Origin of the sequence: Necropsobacter massiliensis, from assembly GCF_000827595.2 — a bacterium.
In the GTDB taxonomy this organism is placed as follows: Bacteria; Pseudomonadota; Gammaproteobacteria; order Enterobacterales; family Pasteurellaceae; genus Necropsobacter; species Necropsobacter massiliensis.
Genome location: NZ_LN776183.1, coordinates 235,421 through 250,635, shown reverse-complemented (window position 1 = coordinate 250,635; position 15,215 = coordinate 235,421). Strand labels below are relative to the sequence as shown.

Below are 15,215 nucleotides of genomic sequence, written 5' to 3'. Positions count from 1 at the left end.
ATGACTACGTTTTATTATGTGCTGATCGCCATTGCGCTATTGGCGTTAATTTTCGGCATCATTTTAGGCTTTGCTTCAATAAAACTGAAAGTCGATGCCGATCCTATCGTCGAGAAAATTGACGCTCTGCTACCGCAAAGCCAATGCGGTCAATGTGGCTATCCCGGCTGCCGCCCTTATGCCGAAGCCATTGCCAACGGCGATGTCATTACCAAATGCGTGCCCGGCGGACAACCGCTGGTGGTTAAACTGGCGGATCTGTTGGGAGTCGATGTGCCGTCCACAGAGCTGGCGGAAGAGCCCGCCCCCAAAGTCGCCTTTATCGACGAAAACATGTGTATCGGCTGCACCAAATGTATTCAAGCCTGCCCAGTTGACGCCATTATCGGTACCAACCGCGCCGTACATACCATCATTCCCGATCTTTGCACCGGCTGCGAATTGTGCGTCGCCCCCTGCCCGACGGACTGCATTTCCATGATAAAGGTGAAACCGAATATTGATCACTGGAACTGGAAATTTGATCCGAAACTGGTTATTCCCGTGCTGGACACCACTTCCGTGCAGAAAAAACTTGTTGTGGGAGATAGCGATGAATGATGTATTAACCCGTTTTAATTCAGGTAAGTTGTGGGATTTTGACGGCGGTATTCATCCGCCGGATATGAAGTCGCAATCGAATCAGACGCCGATTACCCGCGCCCCGCTGACGGAGAGATTTTATCTACCGGTGAAGCAACATGCTGGTAAAGCGGGCAATATTCTAGTGAAAGCGGGTGAAAAAGTATTAAAAGGTCAGCCGCTCACCTTGGGCGAAGGATTGCGCGCCCTGCCGGTACATGCACCGACTTCCGGCACGGTCATTCAAATTGCGCCGCATGTTGCCGCCCATCCGTCGGGACTGAGCGAACTGTGCATCGAAATTCAGGCGGACGGTCTGGATCAATGGCGTGAACGTCAGCCCATTGAAGATTTTCTCAGCCGTACACCGGAACAATTGATTGACACAATCTATCATGCTGGCATCGCCGGTTTGGGCGGCGCGGTATTTCCTACCGCGGCTAAAATTCATTCGGCGGAAAAACAGGTTAAACTGCTGATTATCAATGGTGCGGAATGCGAACCTTATATCAGCTGTGATGATCGCCTGATGCGCGATTATCCGGCAGAAATTATCGAGGGCATCCGCATTCTGCGCTATATTCTGCGCCCTGAAAAAGTGGTGTTGGCCATTGAAGATAACAAAGCGCAGGCGGTCGCCGCTCTTCGTCGCGCCCTGCACGGCGCAAACGATATTGAAATCCGCGTGATTCCGACCAAATACCCGTCCGGCGCCTCAAAACAGCTGATTCAAGTGCTGACCGGGCTGGAAGTGCCGAGCGGTCAGCGTTCTTCCAGTATCGGCGTATTAATGCACAATGTCGGCACCGCCTTTGCGATTAAACGCGCGGTAATAGACGACGAACCGTTAATTGAACGCGTCGTCACACTGACCGGCGATAAAATCGTGCATAAAGGCAATCAATGGGTGCGTTTAGGTACGCCGATCGCGGATTTGTTGCAACAGACGGGCTACCAATATGATGATCGCTTTCCGGTATTTATGGGCGGTCCGATGATGGGGGTAATTTTGCCCGATTTAAACGCGCCGGTCACCAAAATCACCAACTGTCTGCTGGCGCCGGATCATTTCGAATACGCACCGCCTGAACCGGAACAATCTTGCATCCGCTGTTCCGCCTGTTCGGACGCCTGCCCGGTACATTTAATGCCGCAGCAGCTTTACTGGTTCGCCCGTAGCGAAGATCATGAAAAATCCGAGCAGTACGCCCTAAAAGACTGCATCGAATGCGGGGTATGCGCTTACGTTTGCCCGAGTCATATTCCGCTGATTCAATATTTCCGCCAAGAAAAAGCCAAACTGTGGGAAATGAAAGAAAAAGCGCAAAAGGCCGAAGAGGCTAAAATTCGTTTTGAAGCCCGTCAGGCGCGTCTGGAAAAAGAGGAACAGGCACGTAAGGCCCGTACCCAGCGCGCAGCTGAAAACCGCCGCGCAGAATTGGCGCAGCAAAAAGGCGAAGACCCTGTTCAAGCCGCATTGGCACGCTTAAAAGCCAAACAAGCCGGCGAACCAGCAACAGCGCAGATTAAAATCAAAACCTTGGTGAATGCCGACGGTGAAGTGATGCCGGATAACAGCGACATTATGGCACAGCGTAAGGCCCGCCGTTTGGCCCGCCAACAGGCGGAACAACAAACACAGGCTACCGCCGCGACTTCGCCGGCGCAATCCGCGCAACATGCGGCTGTCCACACGGCAAATGTGGCGGTTGAAACATCAACCAGTGCGGTCGAAAAAACGCCTGAAAATAGCACCGCACTTGACCCTAAAAAAGCCGCTATTGCCGCTGCCATTGCGCGCGCCAAAGCAAAAAAAGCCGCGCAGCAAGGCGATAACACAGAGGGCACGTTAGAGACGACATCTTCTGCCACCACAACCTCGGCACAATCCGCGCAACATGCGGCTGTCCAAACGGCAAATGTGGCGGTTGAGACATCAGCAAGTGCGGTCGAAAAAACGCCTGAAAATAGCACCGCACTTGACCCTAAAAAAGCCGCTATTGCCGCTGCCATTGCGCGCGCCAAAGCAAAAAAAGCCGCACAGCAACAGGATAACAATTAAGAGATTAATCTATGTTTAAAATGATCAGTTCACCCCATACGCATTCGGGCAAACTTACCGCTCGGATTATGTTATGGGTTATCGTCGCCATGCTGCCCGCACTGTGCGCCCAACTCTATTACTTCGGTTTCGGCGTGCTGATTCAAGCCGCACTTGCCGTTACCTTCGGGTTAGCGCTAGAATTCGGCGTGACGCTGTTACGTCGCAAACCCGCCTTGTTTTATATCGGCGATTTCAGTGTTATTCTGACCGCACTTATTCTGGCAATGGCAATCCCGCCCTATGCGCCTTATTGGATCATTCTGCTCGGCGTCGGCTGCGCGGTAATCCTCGGCAAGCATGTTTACGGCGGTCTGGGGCAGAATTTATTTAATCCTGCCATGGTTGGTTATGTAGTGCTGTTGGTGTCTTTTCCGCTGCAAATGACCACCTGGCTGCCGCCGATCCAATTGCTTAACGAACCGCCGACCTTTGCTGATGCCTATGCCTTGATTTTTACCGGTTTCAGTACCGACGGATTCAGCCTACATCAATTAACCGCCTCGATTGACGGCATTACTCAAGCCACGCCGCTGGATACCTTGAAAACTGCTGGCAAACATGCCACCGAAAACCTCGCGCAGATTGGCTTATCGCCGATTTTCGAGCGCATGCTGCCTGTGGGCGACAATAGCCTGCCGCAGGGGATCGGCTGGATGCAGGTGAATCTGTGCTTTCTGGTGGGCGGCATTTTTCTGATCTGGAAAAAAATTATTCACTGGCATATTCCCGTGGCTTTTTTAGCTACAATTTTTCTGTTCAGTCTGTTTCACTGGTTCGCCCCCTTGGCTACCGACCCGTTATGGCAGTGGTTCAGCGGCGCAACCATGTTTGGCGCATTTTTTATCGCCACCGACCCGGTCACCGCATCAATCACGCCGAAAGGCAAACTGCTGTTCGGCGCCATAGCGGGTTGTCTGGTGTGCATCATCCGTTTTTACGGCAACTATCCCGATGGCGTGGCATTCGCGATTTTGCTGACCAACATCTGCGTGCCGCTGATCGATCACTATACCCGACCACGCGTTGCCGGTCATGCGGCTAAAAGGGGGAAATAATGCAGCTTATTAAAGTCAGTAGCCGTTACGGTTTGCTGTTGGGATTGATTGCGCTGATTTGCACCGCACTTTCCAGCGGCGTTTATTTTTTAACGAAAGATAAAATCGATCATGCCGTTGCGCAACAGCAGCGAACACTTCTGCAACAGGTGATTGTGCAAGACAATTTCGATAACGATTTGGCGCAAAGCTGTCAAGACATCAAAGGCAAGATTCCTTATATTGATAAGCTCTGCCATGCCGACAAAAATGGCAAAACCGTTGCCTATGCCTTTGAAACCACTGCGCCGGACGGTTATTCGGGCAATATCCGTTTATTGGTCGGGATGACAGCGCAGGGCGAAATACTGGGCGTGCGCGTAATTGAACATAAGGAAACCCCGGGATTGGGCGATAAAATCGAACCCCGCGTATCCAACTGGATTCTCGCCTTTGCCCATCAACGTATTTCCGCCGACAATCAAGCGGAATGGGCGGTAAAAAAAGACGGCGGCAAGTTCGATCAATTTTCCGGCGCCACCATTACGCCACGTGCGGTGGTCAATCAGGTGAAACGCTCGGCACTTGCCTTGCTGGAGGCTATCCAGCACAATAAGGCGGAATAACACAGGATAGCGACAGGTAAAACACGACAATGGAAACTTCGGAAAAAACTACCGCACTTGAAACGCCCGAAAGTGCGGTGCAAAAACATTCAGTTTGGCGCAATATTTTTATTCAGGGTGTTTGGAAAAATAATTCAACGCTGGTACAGTTGCTCGGACTTTGTCCGCTGCTGGCGGTATCCAATACGGCAACCAACGCGCTGGGGCTGGGGCTGGCGACCATGCTGGTGCTAATCTGTACCAATACGGTGATCGCCGTGTTTCGCAAACAGATTCCCAATGAAATCCGCATTCCGATTTATGTCATGATTATCGCCACCACCGTCACCATGGTACAGCTGGTTATGAACGCCTATACCTACACACTTTATCAAGCGTTGGGCATTTTTATCCCGCTGATCGTCACCAACTGCATTGTGATCGGGCGCGCTGAGGCGTTTGCCTCGAAAAACGGCATACTACATTCTCTGTTTGACGGTTTTTCCATGGGGCTGGGAATGAGTCTGAGCCTGTTTGTGCTCGGCAGTCTACGGGAAATCGTTGGCACCGGCAAATGGTTTGACGGAATCGAAAATCTGTTGGGAAGCTGGGCAACGGTGCTGCATCTGGAACTGTTCCATGCGGACAGCAGCTTTTTGCTGGCAATTCTGCCACCCGGCGCATTTATCGGCTTAGGGCTAATGCTGGCAGTAAAAAACATCATTGATCATAACAGCAAATAATTGTAAAGATGAATAAACAAAAACGCATTGAAATTCTGACCCGGTTACGGGCTCATACCCCTAAACCGACCACCGAACTGTGCTATCATTCGCCCTTCGAGCTGCTGATTGCCGTCATTCTATCGGCGCAAGCCACTGATAAAGGCGTCAACAAAGCCACCGCCAAACTGTTTCCGGTCGCCAATACGCCGCAGGCTATATTGGCTCTCGGAGTGGAAGAGCTGAAAGGCTATATCAAAACCATCGGACTGTATAACAGCAAGGCGGAGAATATCATCAAAACCTGCCGTGATTTGATCGAAAAACATCACGGCGAAGTGCCGCAAAATCGTGAAGCGCTGGAAGCGCTGGCGGGCGTTGGGCGCAAAACCGCCAATGTGGTATTAAACACCGCGTTCGGTCATCCGACGATTGCGGTAGATACCCATATTTTTCGCGTCGCCAACCGCACCGGCTTTGCACCCGGCAAAAATGTGCTGGAAGTGGAGCAAAAACTGCTTAAGGTCGTGCCTGACGAATTCAAACTGGACGTTCATCACTGGCTGATTCTGCACGGTCGCTATACCTGTGTTGCCAGAAAACCACGTTGCGGTTCCTGCATTATTGAAGATTTGTGCGAATACAAAGAAAAAACCGATATTTAATCGACCGATTGCGCCGTAAACGGCATAATTATTAACGCATTAAGGCAATATTATGACAACAAAAACAACAGAAAGACAAACTTGGTCGAGCCGATTAACTTATGTAATGACGGTAGCGGGTGCCACCGTCGGCTTCGGCGCCACCTGGCGCTTCCCTTATCTGGTCGGTGAAAACGGCGGTGGTGCGTATGTGCTGCTGTTCTGCATTGCGATGCTGGTCATCGGTATTCCGATGATTTTAGTGGAAAACGTTATCGGTCGTCGTCTGCGGGTCAATTCTATTGATGCGTTTGGCGACAGACTGGCAAGCAAACGCATTTCTAAAGGCTGGAAACTCATTGGTTATATGGGGTTGCTCGGCGCTTTCGGCATTATGGCCTATTATATGGTGCTCGGCGGCTGGGTGATCAGCTATATCATCAATCTGATCGGCGGCAATCTTGATATTTCGCAGCCGATCAGCAAAGATATCGCCAAAAACTTCTATGATCTGCATATCAGCAACAGCCCGTTGGAAATTATGTTTTACACTTTCCTTTTCGTGGCGGTCAACTATATTATTCTGGCTAAAGGCATTATCGGCGGTATTGAACGTTCAGTAAAATACCTGATGCCGTTGCTGTTTGTGTTCTTAATCGGTATGGTTATTCGCAACATTACCTTGCCGGGCGCAATGGAAGGCATTGTGTATTATTTAAAACCGGATTTTTCCAAAATCACTGCACAACTTTTTATTATGGTATTGGGGCAAGTATTTTTTGCTTTAAGTTTAGGCTTCGGTGTGATTGTGACCTTGTCCAGCTATCTCAGCAAGCAGGAAAATCTGATTCAAACCGCAATTATCACCGGTTTTACCAACACAATCATCGCCGTACTCGCCGGCTTCATGATTTTTCCGTCATTATTCAGCTTTGGAATCGAACCTAATGCCGGTCCCACGCTGGTTTTTCAGAGCCTGCCTATTGTATTTTCCCATTTATGGGCGGGACGTTTTTTCGCCGTCATTTTCTTCAGTCTGCTGCTTATCGCCGCCTTAACCACCTCCATTACCATTTATGAAGTGATTATCACCGCTTTACAGGAAAAACTCAGAATGCGGCGCAGCAAAGCCATCGCGCTGACATTGGGTGGTATTTTCGTGCTGGGCAACATTCCGTCGATTTTAAGCGACAATCTGCTGAAAAACGTCACGTTTTTCGGCAAAAGTATTTTCGACGCCTTTGATTATGTTAGCGGCAATATTCTGTTTTTGCTCACCGCCTTGGGCTGTGCGATCTTCGTTGGTTTCGTACTGAAAGAGGACGCCAAAAAAGAACTGTCTCCCTGCCCGAATTCCGTATTTACGACAATCTGGTTTCATTACGTGAAATTCGTTGTACCGTTAATTATCTTGTTGATTTTTATCAGCAATCTGATGTAACTCAGAAGGGCGGTTGTGCATCTCAACCGCCCTGCCCGCCATGTGATTCCCCTTTCGTGAATAAGAATAAATATCATTACTACATTTGTTCTAAATCTGATATATTGAGTCAACTATTATCATCAAGAGGACGAAATACATGAAAAAAGAAGAAGTCGGCCATCATTTTCTCGCCCGTTTAGGCAAAACGCGGTTGCGCCCAGGCGGCAGAAAGGCAACGGAATGGCTGATTGGCAACGGCGATTTTAGCCGCGATAAACAAGTGCTGGAAGTCGCCTGCAATATGGGAACCACCGCAATCGGGCTGGCAAAACGTTTCGGCTGTCACATTGAAGGGGTGGATCTAGATGAGACCGCGCTAGACAAAGCCCGTGCCAAGATCAACGCGCAGCATTTACAGCATTTGATCCACGTTCAGCGCGCTAATGCCATGTCATTGCCCTTTAATGATGCCACCTTTGATATTGTAATCAATGAAGCCATGCTAACCATGCTGCCACCGGCAGCAAAAATCAAAGCGGTACGGGAATATTATCGCGTGCTGAAACCGGGCGGTTTTCTGCTGACTCATGATGTCATGCTGACCGTCGAAGACGGTGAAGCGGTGCTACAACAGCTGCGGGAAGCAATTAATATCAGCGTGACACCGCTGAGTAAAACGGGCTGGAAAAAGGTATTTTGCGACGCCGGATTCGCTAATATCGACACGTTCAGCGGCGATATGACCCTGCTGTCGCCACGCGGCATGCTTTATGACGAAGGCGTTTTCGGCACACTGAAAATCATTAAAAATGCCCTGAAAGCGGAAAACCGCGCGACATTCAAAAAAATGTTTAATGTCTTTAATGATCCGCATAAACAATTACACTTTATTGCAGTATGCAGCCGTAAATAATCCTTCGTTCCGTCGCTTAACGCCCATAGTGCGATAGAAAGGCAAAACAGAAAAATGCGGCAAAAAGTACGCTAAAGCACAATAAAAAAGTGCGGTAAAAAATCACAACAATTTTCCACCGCACTTGCGACAAGCCGCATCGGGCAATTACTTCGATTTCATTGCCGCCGCCTTTTCCTCCAACGCTTCCCAACGCTGAAATGCGTCCTCCAGTGCCTGCTCCGCCTCAGCGAGTGCCTGTAGTTTCGCTGCGGTGTAAGCGTGATCCTGCTGGAAAAACGCTGGCGCGCTGACTTCTGTTTGAAGTGCGGTGATTTTCTGTTCCAATTCCTCCAGCAATTGCGGTAATCCCTCCAGCTCACGCTGTTCTTTGTAGGATAATTTCAGCGAGCGGTTTTTCGGCGGCGGTGCAGAAACTTTCTGAGTTTGAACCGCACTTTTATCGTCGTCTGTGGCACCTTTTCCTGCGCGGGCCGCTGCCGCTTTCGTTGCAAGATAATTGGTTTGCTGCTGTTTGGCATCGTGAAAACCGCCGATATATTTATTCAGTACACCGTCGCCCTCGAAGATATAGCATTCAGTCGCGGTATTATCAATAAACTGACGATCATGGCTGACGATCAACAAAGTGCCCTGATAATCAGTCAGAATGTCTTCCAACAATTCTAACGTTTCGACATCCAAATCATTAGTCGGTTCGTCCAAAATCAGCAGATTATTCGGCTTAAGCAGCAATTTTGCCAACAGCAGACGATTGCGCTCACCGCCGGATAAGGCTTTAACCGGCGTCATTGCCCGTTTAGGCGGAAACAGAAAATCCTGTAAATAGCCCAGCACATGACGTTTCACGCCGTTAACTTCAATATCCTGTTTGCCGTCCGCCACATTGTCCATGACTGTTTTTTCCGGATCCAGATCGGCGCGATATTGATCGAAATAGGCGATGTCTAGCTTGGTGCCGCGGCGCACTGTCCCGGCGCTTGGTTGAATCTCACCGAGCAATAATTTAATAAAGGTGGTTTTACCGCAACCGTTCGGTCCGACTAAGGCAATTTTATCGCCGCGTAAAATGGTGGTGCTGAAATGATTTAACAGCTTTTTGCCGTCGATGTCATAGCTGAGGTCTTCCAGCTCAAACACTATTTTGCCGGAACGGCTTGCATTATCCAATTGTAATTTGGCACTGCCCAGCACTTCACGCCGTTGACGACGTTCCTCACGCAGCGCCTTTAACGCCCGCACACGCCCTTCATTGCGGGTGCGACGCGCTTTAATACCTTGTCGGATCCAGACTTCTTCCTGCGCCAATTTCTTATCAAACAGTTCGTTTTGTAATGCTTCCACGCGCAGATTTTCTTCTTTTGTGGTCAGATACAGATCATAATCGCCCGGATAAGATACCAGTTTGCCACGATCCAAATCCACAATGCGCGTTGCCATTTTGCGGATAAAGGAACGGTCGTGAGAAATAAACACAATGCTGCCGGCAAAGCCTAACAGAAATTCTTCCAGCCACTCGATCGTGTCCACATCCAAGTGGTTAGTAGGTTCGTCCAGCAGCAATATGTCCGGCTCGCAAACCAATGCCCTTGCCAGTGCTGCCTTGCGCAACCAGCCGCCGGATAATTCGGATAACTGCATTTCGGCATTCAGCGTCAGTTTCGCCAACACTTCGTGAATTTTATTTTCGAAACGCCAGCCGTCGGCATGTTCAAGCTGACTTTGAACCCGCGCCAATTGGTTCAACGTGTTGTCGCTACAATCTTTTTCCAGCAAGCGAGAAAGCTGATGATAAGTTTTTAACAACTCAGCCAGATGTCCGATTCCCTCGGCGACATAATCAAATACGTTGCCCTGCACATGACGCGGCGGATCCTGTTCCAGACGGGAAACCACCAGTTCCCGTTCCAGTTGCAGGCGACCGTCATCCAGCATAATATCGCCGGCCAGAATTTTCATTAAGGTAGATTTGCCTGCACCGTTACGCCCGACCAAACACACCCGCTCCCCGCTTTCAATATGCAGTTCAGCTTGATCCAATAAAGGCTGATCGCCGAACCCAAGATAGCCGTTGGTTAAACTCATTAATGCCACTGTTATTCCCGACTCCGTTTGCAAAAAATCAGGCGGCATTTTATCAGTTCCGGCTGCATTTTTGTAGCGGCAAAGGCGCAAAGATAGCGCGGATACATGAAGTGCGGGTGACAATAGTTATAAAAAAGGTTTCAATGCCGCAATGCAGCGTTCAACCACCTCTTCAAACGTCCCGTCAACGGCAATCGGGATAACGTCCGTTTCATCCGCCTGCGGCACTTCCAGCGTATCGAACTGACTTTTCAGCATAGCCGTTTTCATATAATGCCCTGTGCGCTGCTGCATGCGTTCAAGAATTAACTCAAAGGCACCGTGCAGAAATAAAAATTTGACGCTGTCGTTACCCTCGCGGATCATATCTCGGTATTTTCGTTTTAATGCGGAACATACAATAATGCCGACTTCGCTTTTATGTTCAAGGCTGAATGCCGCATCGCGGATACGCTCCAACCAGGGCGCGCGGTCATCATCGTTTAGCGGTCGTCCCTGCCCCATTTTGATAATATTCGCGCGCGGGTGCAGATCATCGCCGTCGATCAGTTTGATCCCCAAACGGTGTGCGACCGCCGTTCCCACCGTGGTTTTTCCGGTGCTGGACACCCCCATTAGAATAAAACTTTTACCTTTTGCATTTCGCATCGCAGTACTCCTTAGCCTGATGCCGTAGTCCGTTTGTCGCTACAATAACAAAAATCCGGCAACAAGTTACCAGTAACATTAAATTCTGTGATTCACTTCACAAAAAATGAACAAAAATCGCTATACTGAGTAATATCGCAAGCAAAAACTTGAACTTCATCACAAATTTAACCGATGAAATCAAATTTTGCTTTACGAACACCCCTAGAGTACGTATGTTACCAGTAACCAAACATCGAATGGAGGCAGGATAATGAACATAGAAACGCTTTCTTGTGTGGTAAAAGGTCCGCAACAGGTTGAAGTGATCACACAGCCGCTGGTCTATACGCCGAATGACGGACAAACATTGGTGCAAATTACCCGAGGTGGGATTTGTGGTTCCGATCTGCACTATTATCAGCATGGCAAAGTAGGCAATTTTGCCATAAAACAGCCAATGATATTGGGGCATGAGGTAATCGGTAAGGTCGTTAAAACCAACGCACCTGATCTGCATGAAGGTCAAAAGGTCGCCATTAACCCGAGTAAACCGTGCGGACAATGTCAATATTGTTTATCCGGTGAAACCAATCAGTGTGAATCCATGCGCTTTTTCGGCAGTGCCATGTATGATCCTCATGTCGACGGCGGATTCACCCGTTTTAAAGTGGTGGATAATGCCCAATGTATCCCCTATCCGCCCGATGCGCCCGATGACATCATGACCTTTGCCGAACCCTTGGCGGTGGCGATACATGCCGCCCGACGCGCCGGCGAGTTACAAGGCAGACGGGTTTTCATTTCCGGCGTCGGTCCAATTGGTTGTCTGACCGTCGCGGCGGTAAAAGTGCTAGGTGCAAAAGAAATTGTCTGCGCTGACGTCAGTCAGCGCTGCTTGCAGATCGCACGACAAATGGGCGCGGATAAAACCCTGCTGGCACAGGATGATTTCAGCCAATATATGCAGCATAAAGGCGTATTTGACCTTGCCTTTGAGGCTTCCGGTCATCCGTCTTCGCTCATGCGTTGTCTGGATGTCACCAAAGCGCGCGGCAGCATCGTACAAATCGGCATGGGCGGTGCAATACCCGACTTTCCGCTGATGCAGTTAATCGCCAAAGAAATCAGCTGGATAGGAACATTCCGCTTTGTTAAAGAATTTGATACCGCCGTACAATGGCTAAGCGATGGCAGTGTGAATCCGCGTCCGTTACTCTCAAAAACCTTCCCCTTTACCGCATTACGGCAAGCCCTTGACTGTGCCGGCAATAAAACAGAAATCGCCAAGGTTCAACTGACCTTTGCATAAACGGAGAGACAGTTTATGGAAACTCTTTTTTCACTTAAAAACAAACGTATTTTAATCACCGGTTCCAGCAGAGGCATTGGTAATATTCTGGCACAAGGCGTAGCACGCTACGGTGCTGAAGTGATAATTAACGGCACGACACAGGATAAAGCCGAACAAGCGGCGGAAAAATTGCGCGCGCAAGGTCTCACTGCGCATGCGCGCGCTTTTGATGTAACCGATACCGCAGCGGTACGACAGGCAATTGATAATATTGAGCGACATATTGGTCCGATTGACGTGCTAATCAACAATGCTGGAATTCAACGCCGTCATCCGTTTTGTGATTTTCCGGAGGAAGACTTTGATGAGATCGTTAAGGTCAATCAAAAAGCGGTATTTATTGTTTCACAAACTGTCGCCCGCTATATGATCAAACGCCAACAGGGCAAAATTATTAATATCGGTTCCATGCAAAGCGAGCTGGGGCGCGACACCATCACGCCTTATGCAGCATCCAAAGGCGCGGTAAAAATGCTGACCCGCGGCATGTGTGTGGAACTTGCCCGCTATAATATTCAGGTTAATGGTATTGCACCGGGTTATTTCAAAACCGAACTCACTCAACCCTTGGTGGAAGACAAAGCATTTACCGATTGGTTGTGCCAACGCACACCGGCGGCGCGCTGGGGCGATCCGCAAGAGCTGGTGGGTGCGGCGGTATTTTTTTCGTCGGCTGCCTCGGATTTTGTGAACGGTCAGCTGCTGTTCGTTGACGGCGGCATGCTGGCAGCGGTTTAAGATGAGTTAAAGAGGAATTTACTATGTTGATTTTTATTATGATCGCGTCGGTTTTAGTATTGCTTCTGCTGATCATGAAGTTCAGAGTGCATGCCTTTGTGGCGCTGTTTATTGTCAGTTTATTGACCGCACTTGCCACCGGCATTCCGATTGATAAGCTCCTACCGACCCTGCTGAACGGTTTCGGCGGTACGCTGGCCTCGGTAGCCTTATTGGTGGGACTAGGCGCGATGATCGGTCGTCTGCTGGAAATTACCGGCGGCGCCAAAGTGCTGGCCGATACGCTGATCAATAAGTTCGGCGAAGAAAAAGCCCCGTTAGCCTTAGGGATCGCCTCTCTGTTGTTCGGATTCCCGATTTTCTTTGATGCCGGATTAGTGGTGATGCTGCCGATTATCTTCAGCGTCGCCAAACGCTTCGGCGGTTCCGTACTGCGCTATGCCTTTCCGGCAGCCGGTGCCTTCGCGGTTATGCACGCCTTCGTTCCGCCGCATCCCGGTCCGGTAGTTTCCGGCGATTTACTGGGCGCCAATATGGGATTGCTGGTTATCGTCGGTTTTCTTTGCGCCATTCCGACTTGGTATCTTGCCTGCTATCTGTTCGGCAAATACTTGGGGCGCAACATTTATCTGGAGCTGCCGAAATCGTTCCTAAATGCCAGCGCAATCAACGAAACCGCGGTAATTAACCCGCCGAGTTTTAAAAAAGTTTTATCGATTTTATTACTGCCTTTAATGCTGATTTTGTTTGATACGGGTCTGAACACGCTTTCCGTTACTCAGGTAATCGACGGTTCGCAGCTTTGGGTAGAAAGCCTGCGTTTACTCGGCAAAACCCCAGTTGCCTTGCTGATTACGCTGATTGTGTCAATTATTTTGCTGAAAGACCAACGCAACAACGAACAAATCGAAAAAATCTGTGATAACGCCCTTGGTCCGATTTGTTCCATCGTATTGGTAACCGGCGCCGGCGGTATGTTTGGCGGCGTGTTGCGCGCAAGCGGTATCGGCGATGTGCTGGCAGCCATGCTGTCCGATACCGGTATGCCGGTAATTGTCGCCGCCTTTATTATTTCCGCGGCGCTACGAGTCGCACAGGGTTCCGCTACTGTCGCACTGACCACGACCTCAGCCTTAATTGCACCGACTGTCGCGGCTACCAGCGGTCTCAGTCAGTTTGATCTGTGTTTTATCGTGATCGCCATTGCCTCCGGCGCCACCGTGTTATCGCACGTCAACGACAGCGGTTTCTGGCTGGTCAGCCGTTTTCTGGAAATGGATACCAAAACCACATTAAAAACATGGACGGTACAGGAAACGCTAATTGGGCTGGTCGGGTTCGCCCTCGCCGTAATCGGCAGTATCTTGCTCTAATCTCTCGCGTTTGCCGAAGTGCGGTGGTTTTCAGAAAAGTTTTTCAAAAATCACCGCACTTTTGTTACAATCCTGTCAATTTTATCAATGCGACAGGATTTAACATGGCACCTTATATTATTGAAATTAACGAACAAAATCTCACCGATACGCTGCAACTCTCGCAACAAACCCCGCTGGTGCTGGTGTTTTACGCGCCAAGCCATGCGCAATCGGTGGAATTTACCGCCTTGCTGGAACGTTACGCCACACAATATCAGGGACAGTTTTTACTGGGTAAAGTTGATTGTGAAGCGCAACAGCTGGTTGCCGCTCAATTCCGCATTCAGGCATTGCCGACCACTTACCTGTTTAAAGAGGCGCAAGCGCTGGACGCCTTTCAGGGCGTGCTGGACGAAACGACGCTACAACAGCGTTTAAGTGTCATTTTGCCGAAAGAAGAAGAGATCAAATTTAATCAGGCGCTGGATTTTTTACAGGTGGAAGACTACGCTGCGGCGCTGCCTTTATTAAAAGAAGCCTGGGAATTATCCGAGCACAAAAACAGCGACATCGCCCTGCTGTATGCCGAAACCTACATTGCAATGAAACGAATTGAGCCAGCGCAGGAAATTCTCAACCGCATTCCGTTACAGGATCGCGACAGCCGCTGGCACGGGCTACAGGCACAGATTGAACTATTGATTAAAGCCGCAGACACCCCGGAAATTCAGCAATTGCAAGCGGATTTCAGCCGCAACCCGAGTGCGGAAATCGCGCTTAAGTTGGCGCTCCAGTTGCATCAGGCAAACCGTAACGAAGAAGCGCTCAACCTGCTATTTGACATTTTGCGCCAGGATCTCGGCGCCCAAAACGGCGAAGTCAAACAACAGTTCCTCTCGATTCTGGCGGCAATCGGCAACGATGATCCGGTCACCAATAAATATCGCCGATTGCTGTATTCGCTGCTGTATTAATGAATTTACCGTTGAA

Annotated in this window: 14 protein-coding genes; 12 read left to right on the top strand and 2 right to left on the bottom strand. The window is 49.5% G+C overall.

Translation table 11 applies throughout. The annotated features are described in order from the left end of the window. The 8 genes from rsxB (at position 1) to BN3349_RS04995 (ending at position 8,066) form a co-directional block, all read left to right on the top strand. On the top strand, positions 1-600 hold the full coding sequence (gene rsxB / locus BN3349_RS05030; protein WP_040976266.1) for an electron transport complex subunit RsxB: 600 nt from the start codon (positions 1-3) through the stop codon (positions 598-600). Beyond that, positions 593-2,683, top strand: a complete 2,091-nt coding sequence (rsxC, locus tag BN3349_RS05025) for an electron transport complex subunit RsxC (RefSeq protein WP_040976265.1) — start codon at positions 593-595, stop codon at positions 2,681-2,683. The genes rsxB and rsxC overlap by 8 nt, the downstream gene beginning before the upstream one ends. A gap of 11 nt (positions 2,684-2,694) precedes the next feature. After that, positions 2,695-3,780 (top strand): electron transport complex subunit RsxD, encoded by a 1,086-nt coding sequence (gene rsxD / locus BN3349_RS05020; protein WP_040976264.1) that lies wholly within the window; start codon positions 2,695-2,697, stop codon positions 3,778-3,780. Beyond that, the gene (rsxG, locus tag BN3349_RS05015; RefSeq protein ID WP_040976263.1) at positions 3,780-4,385 is read left to right on the top strand and encodes an electron transport complex subunit RsxG; all 606 of its coding nucleotides are present in this window, start codon (positions 3,780-3,782) and stop codon (positions 4,383-4,385) included. Before rsxD ends, rsxG begins: the two co-directional genes overlap by 1 nt. Before the next feature lie 29 nt (positions 4,386-4,414). Next, positions 4,415-5,107, top strand: a complete 693-nt coding sequence (locus BN3349_RS05010; protein WP_040976262.1) for an electron transport complex subunit E — start codon at positions 4,415-4,417, stop codon at positions 5,105-5,107. Positions 5,108-5,115: 8 nt separating this feature from the next. Beyond that, the gene (gene nth, locus BN3349_RS05005; protein ID WP_040976261.1) at positions 5,116-5,751 is read left to right on the top strand and encodes an endonuclease III; all 636 of its coding nucleotides are present in this window, start codon (positions 5,116-5,118) and stop codon (positions 5,749-5,751) included. 52 nt (positions 5,752-5,803) lie between these two features. Next, entirely contained in the window at positions 5,804-7,171 is a 1,368-nt protein-coding gene (locus BN3349_RS05000; protein ID WP_040976260.1) for a sodium-dependent transporter, read from the top strand. Between the two features lie 139 nt (positions 7,172-7,310). Beyond that, positions 7,311-8,066, top strand: a complete 756-nt coding sequence (locus tag BN3349_RS04995; RefSeq protein ID WP_040976259.1) for a class I SAM-dependent methyltransferase — start codon at positions 7,311-7,313, stop codon at positions 8,064-8,066. Between the two features lie 147 nt (positions 8,067-8,213). Here BN3349_RS04995 and BN3349_RS04990 read toward each other — a convergent pair whose 3' ends face one another. Continuing rightward, positions 8,214-10,160 carry an ABC transporter ATP-binding protein gene (locus BN3349_RS04990; RefSeq protein WP_040976498.1) on the bottom strand — a complete coding sequence of 649 codons (1,947 nt, stop codon included), beginning with the start codon at positions 10,158-10,160 and terminating at the stop codon, positions 8,214-8,216. Positions 10,161-10,277: 117 nt separating this feature from the next. After that, positions 10,278-10,799 carry a gluconokinase gene (locus BN3349_RS04985; RefSeq protein ID WP_040976258.1) on the bottom strand — a complete coding sequence of 174 codons (522 nt, stop codon included), beginning with the start codon at positions 10,797-10,799 and terminating at the stop codon, positions 10,278-10,280. Between the two features lie 253 nt (positions 10,800-11,052). Between BN3349_RS04985 and idnD the strand changes: the two genes are divergently transcribed. From idnD to BN3349_RS04965, 4 genes are all read left to right on the top strand, one after another. Then, positions 11,053-12,090, top strand: a complete 1,038-nt coding sequence (gene idnD / locus BN3349_RS04980; protein WP_040976257.1) for an L-idonate 5-dehydrogenase — start codon at positions 11,053-11,055, stop codon at positions 12,088-12,090. Between the two features lie 15 nt (positions 12,091-12,105). Next, positions 12,106-12,870 (top strand): gluconate 5-dehydrogenase, encoded by a 765-nt coding sequence (idnO, locus tag BN3349_RS04975; protein ID WP_040976256.1) that lies wholly within the window; start codon positions 12,106-12,108, stop codon positions 12,868-12,870. Between the two features lie 23 nt (positions 12,871-12,893). Then, on the top strand, positions 12,894-14,243 hold the full coding sequence (locus tag BN3349_RS04970) for a GntP family permease (RefSeq protein WP_040976255.1): 1,350 nt from the start codon (positions 12,894-12,896) through the stop codon (positions 14,241-14,243). Positions 14,244-14,347: 104 nt separating this feature from the next. Continuing rightward, on the top strand, positions 14,348-15,199 hold the full coding sequence (locus tag BN3349_RS04965; protein WP_040976254.1) for a co-chaperone YbbN: 852 nt from the start codon (positions 14,348-14,350) through the stop codon (positions 15,197-15,199). The last annotated feature ends 16 nt before the right edge of the window (positions 15,200-15,215 follow it).

Coding starts and splice junctions, on each gene's coding strand:
- rsxB (WP_040976266.1), top strand. CDS start 1: ATGACTACGTTTTATTATGTGCTGATCGCCATTGCGCTATTGGCGTTA.
- rsxC (WP_040976265.1), top strand. CDS start 593: ATGAATGATGTATTAACCCGTTTTAATTCAGGTAAGTTGTGGGATTTT.
- rsxD (WP_040976264.1), top strand. CDS start 2,695: ATGTTTAAAATGATCAGTTCACCCCATACGCATTCGGGCAAACTTACC.
- rsxG (WP_040976263.1), top strand. CDS start 3,780: ATGCAGCTTATTAAAGTCAGTAGCCGTTACGGTTTGCTGTTGGGATTG.
- BN3349_RS05010 (WP_040976262.1), top strand. CDS start 4,415: ATGGAAACTTCGGAAAAAACTACCGCACTTGAAACGCCCGAAAGTGCG.
- nth (WP_040976261.1), top strand. CDS start 5,116: ATGAATAAACAAAAACGCATTGAAATTCTGACCCGGTTACGGGCTCAT.
- BN3349_RS05000 (WP_040976260.1), top strand. CDS start 5,804: ATGACAACAAAAACAACAGAAAGACAAACTTGGTCGAGCCGATTAACT.
- BN3349_RS04995 (WP_040976259.1), top strand. CDS start 7,311: ATGAAAAAAGAAGAAGTCGGCCATCATTTTCTCGCCCGTTTAGGCAAA.
- BN3349_RS04985 (WP_040976258.1), bottom strand. CDS start 10,799: ATGCGAAATGCAAAAGGTAAAAGTTTTATTCTAATGGGGGTGTCCAGC.
- idnD (WP_040976257.1), top strand. CDS start 11,053: ATGAACATAGAAACGCTTTCTTGTGTGGTAAAAGGTCCGCAACAGGTT.
- idnO (WP_040976256.1), top strand. CDS start 12,106: ATGGAAACTCTTTTTTCACTTAAAAACAAACGTATTTTAATCACCGGT.
- BN3349_RS04970 (WP_040976255.1), top strand. CDS start 12,894: ATGTTGATTTTTATTATGATCGCGTCGGTTTTAGTATTGCTTCTGCTG.
- BN3349_RS04965 (WP_040976254.1), top strand. CDS start 14,348: ATGGCACCTTATATTATTGAAATTAACGAACAAAATCTCACCGATACG.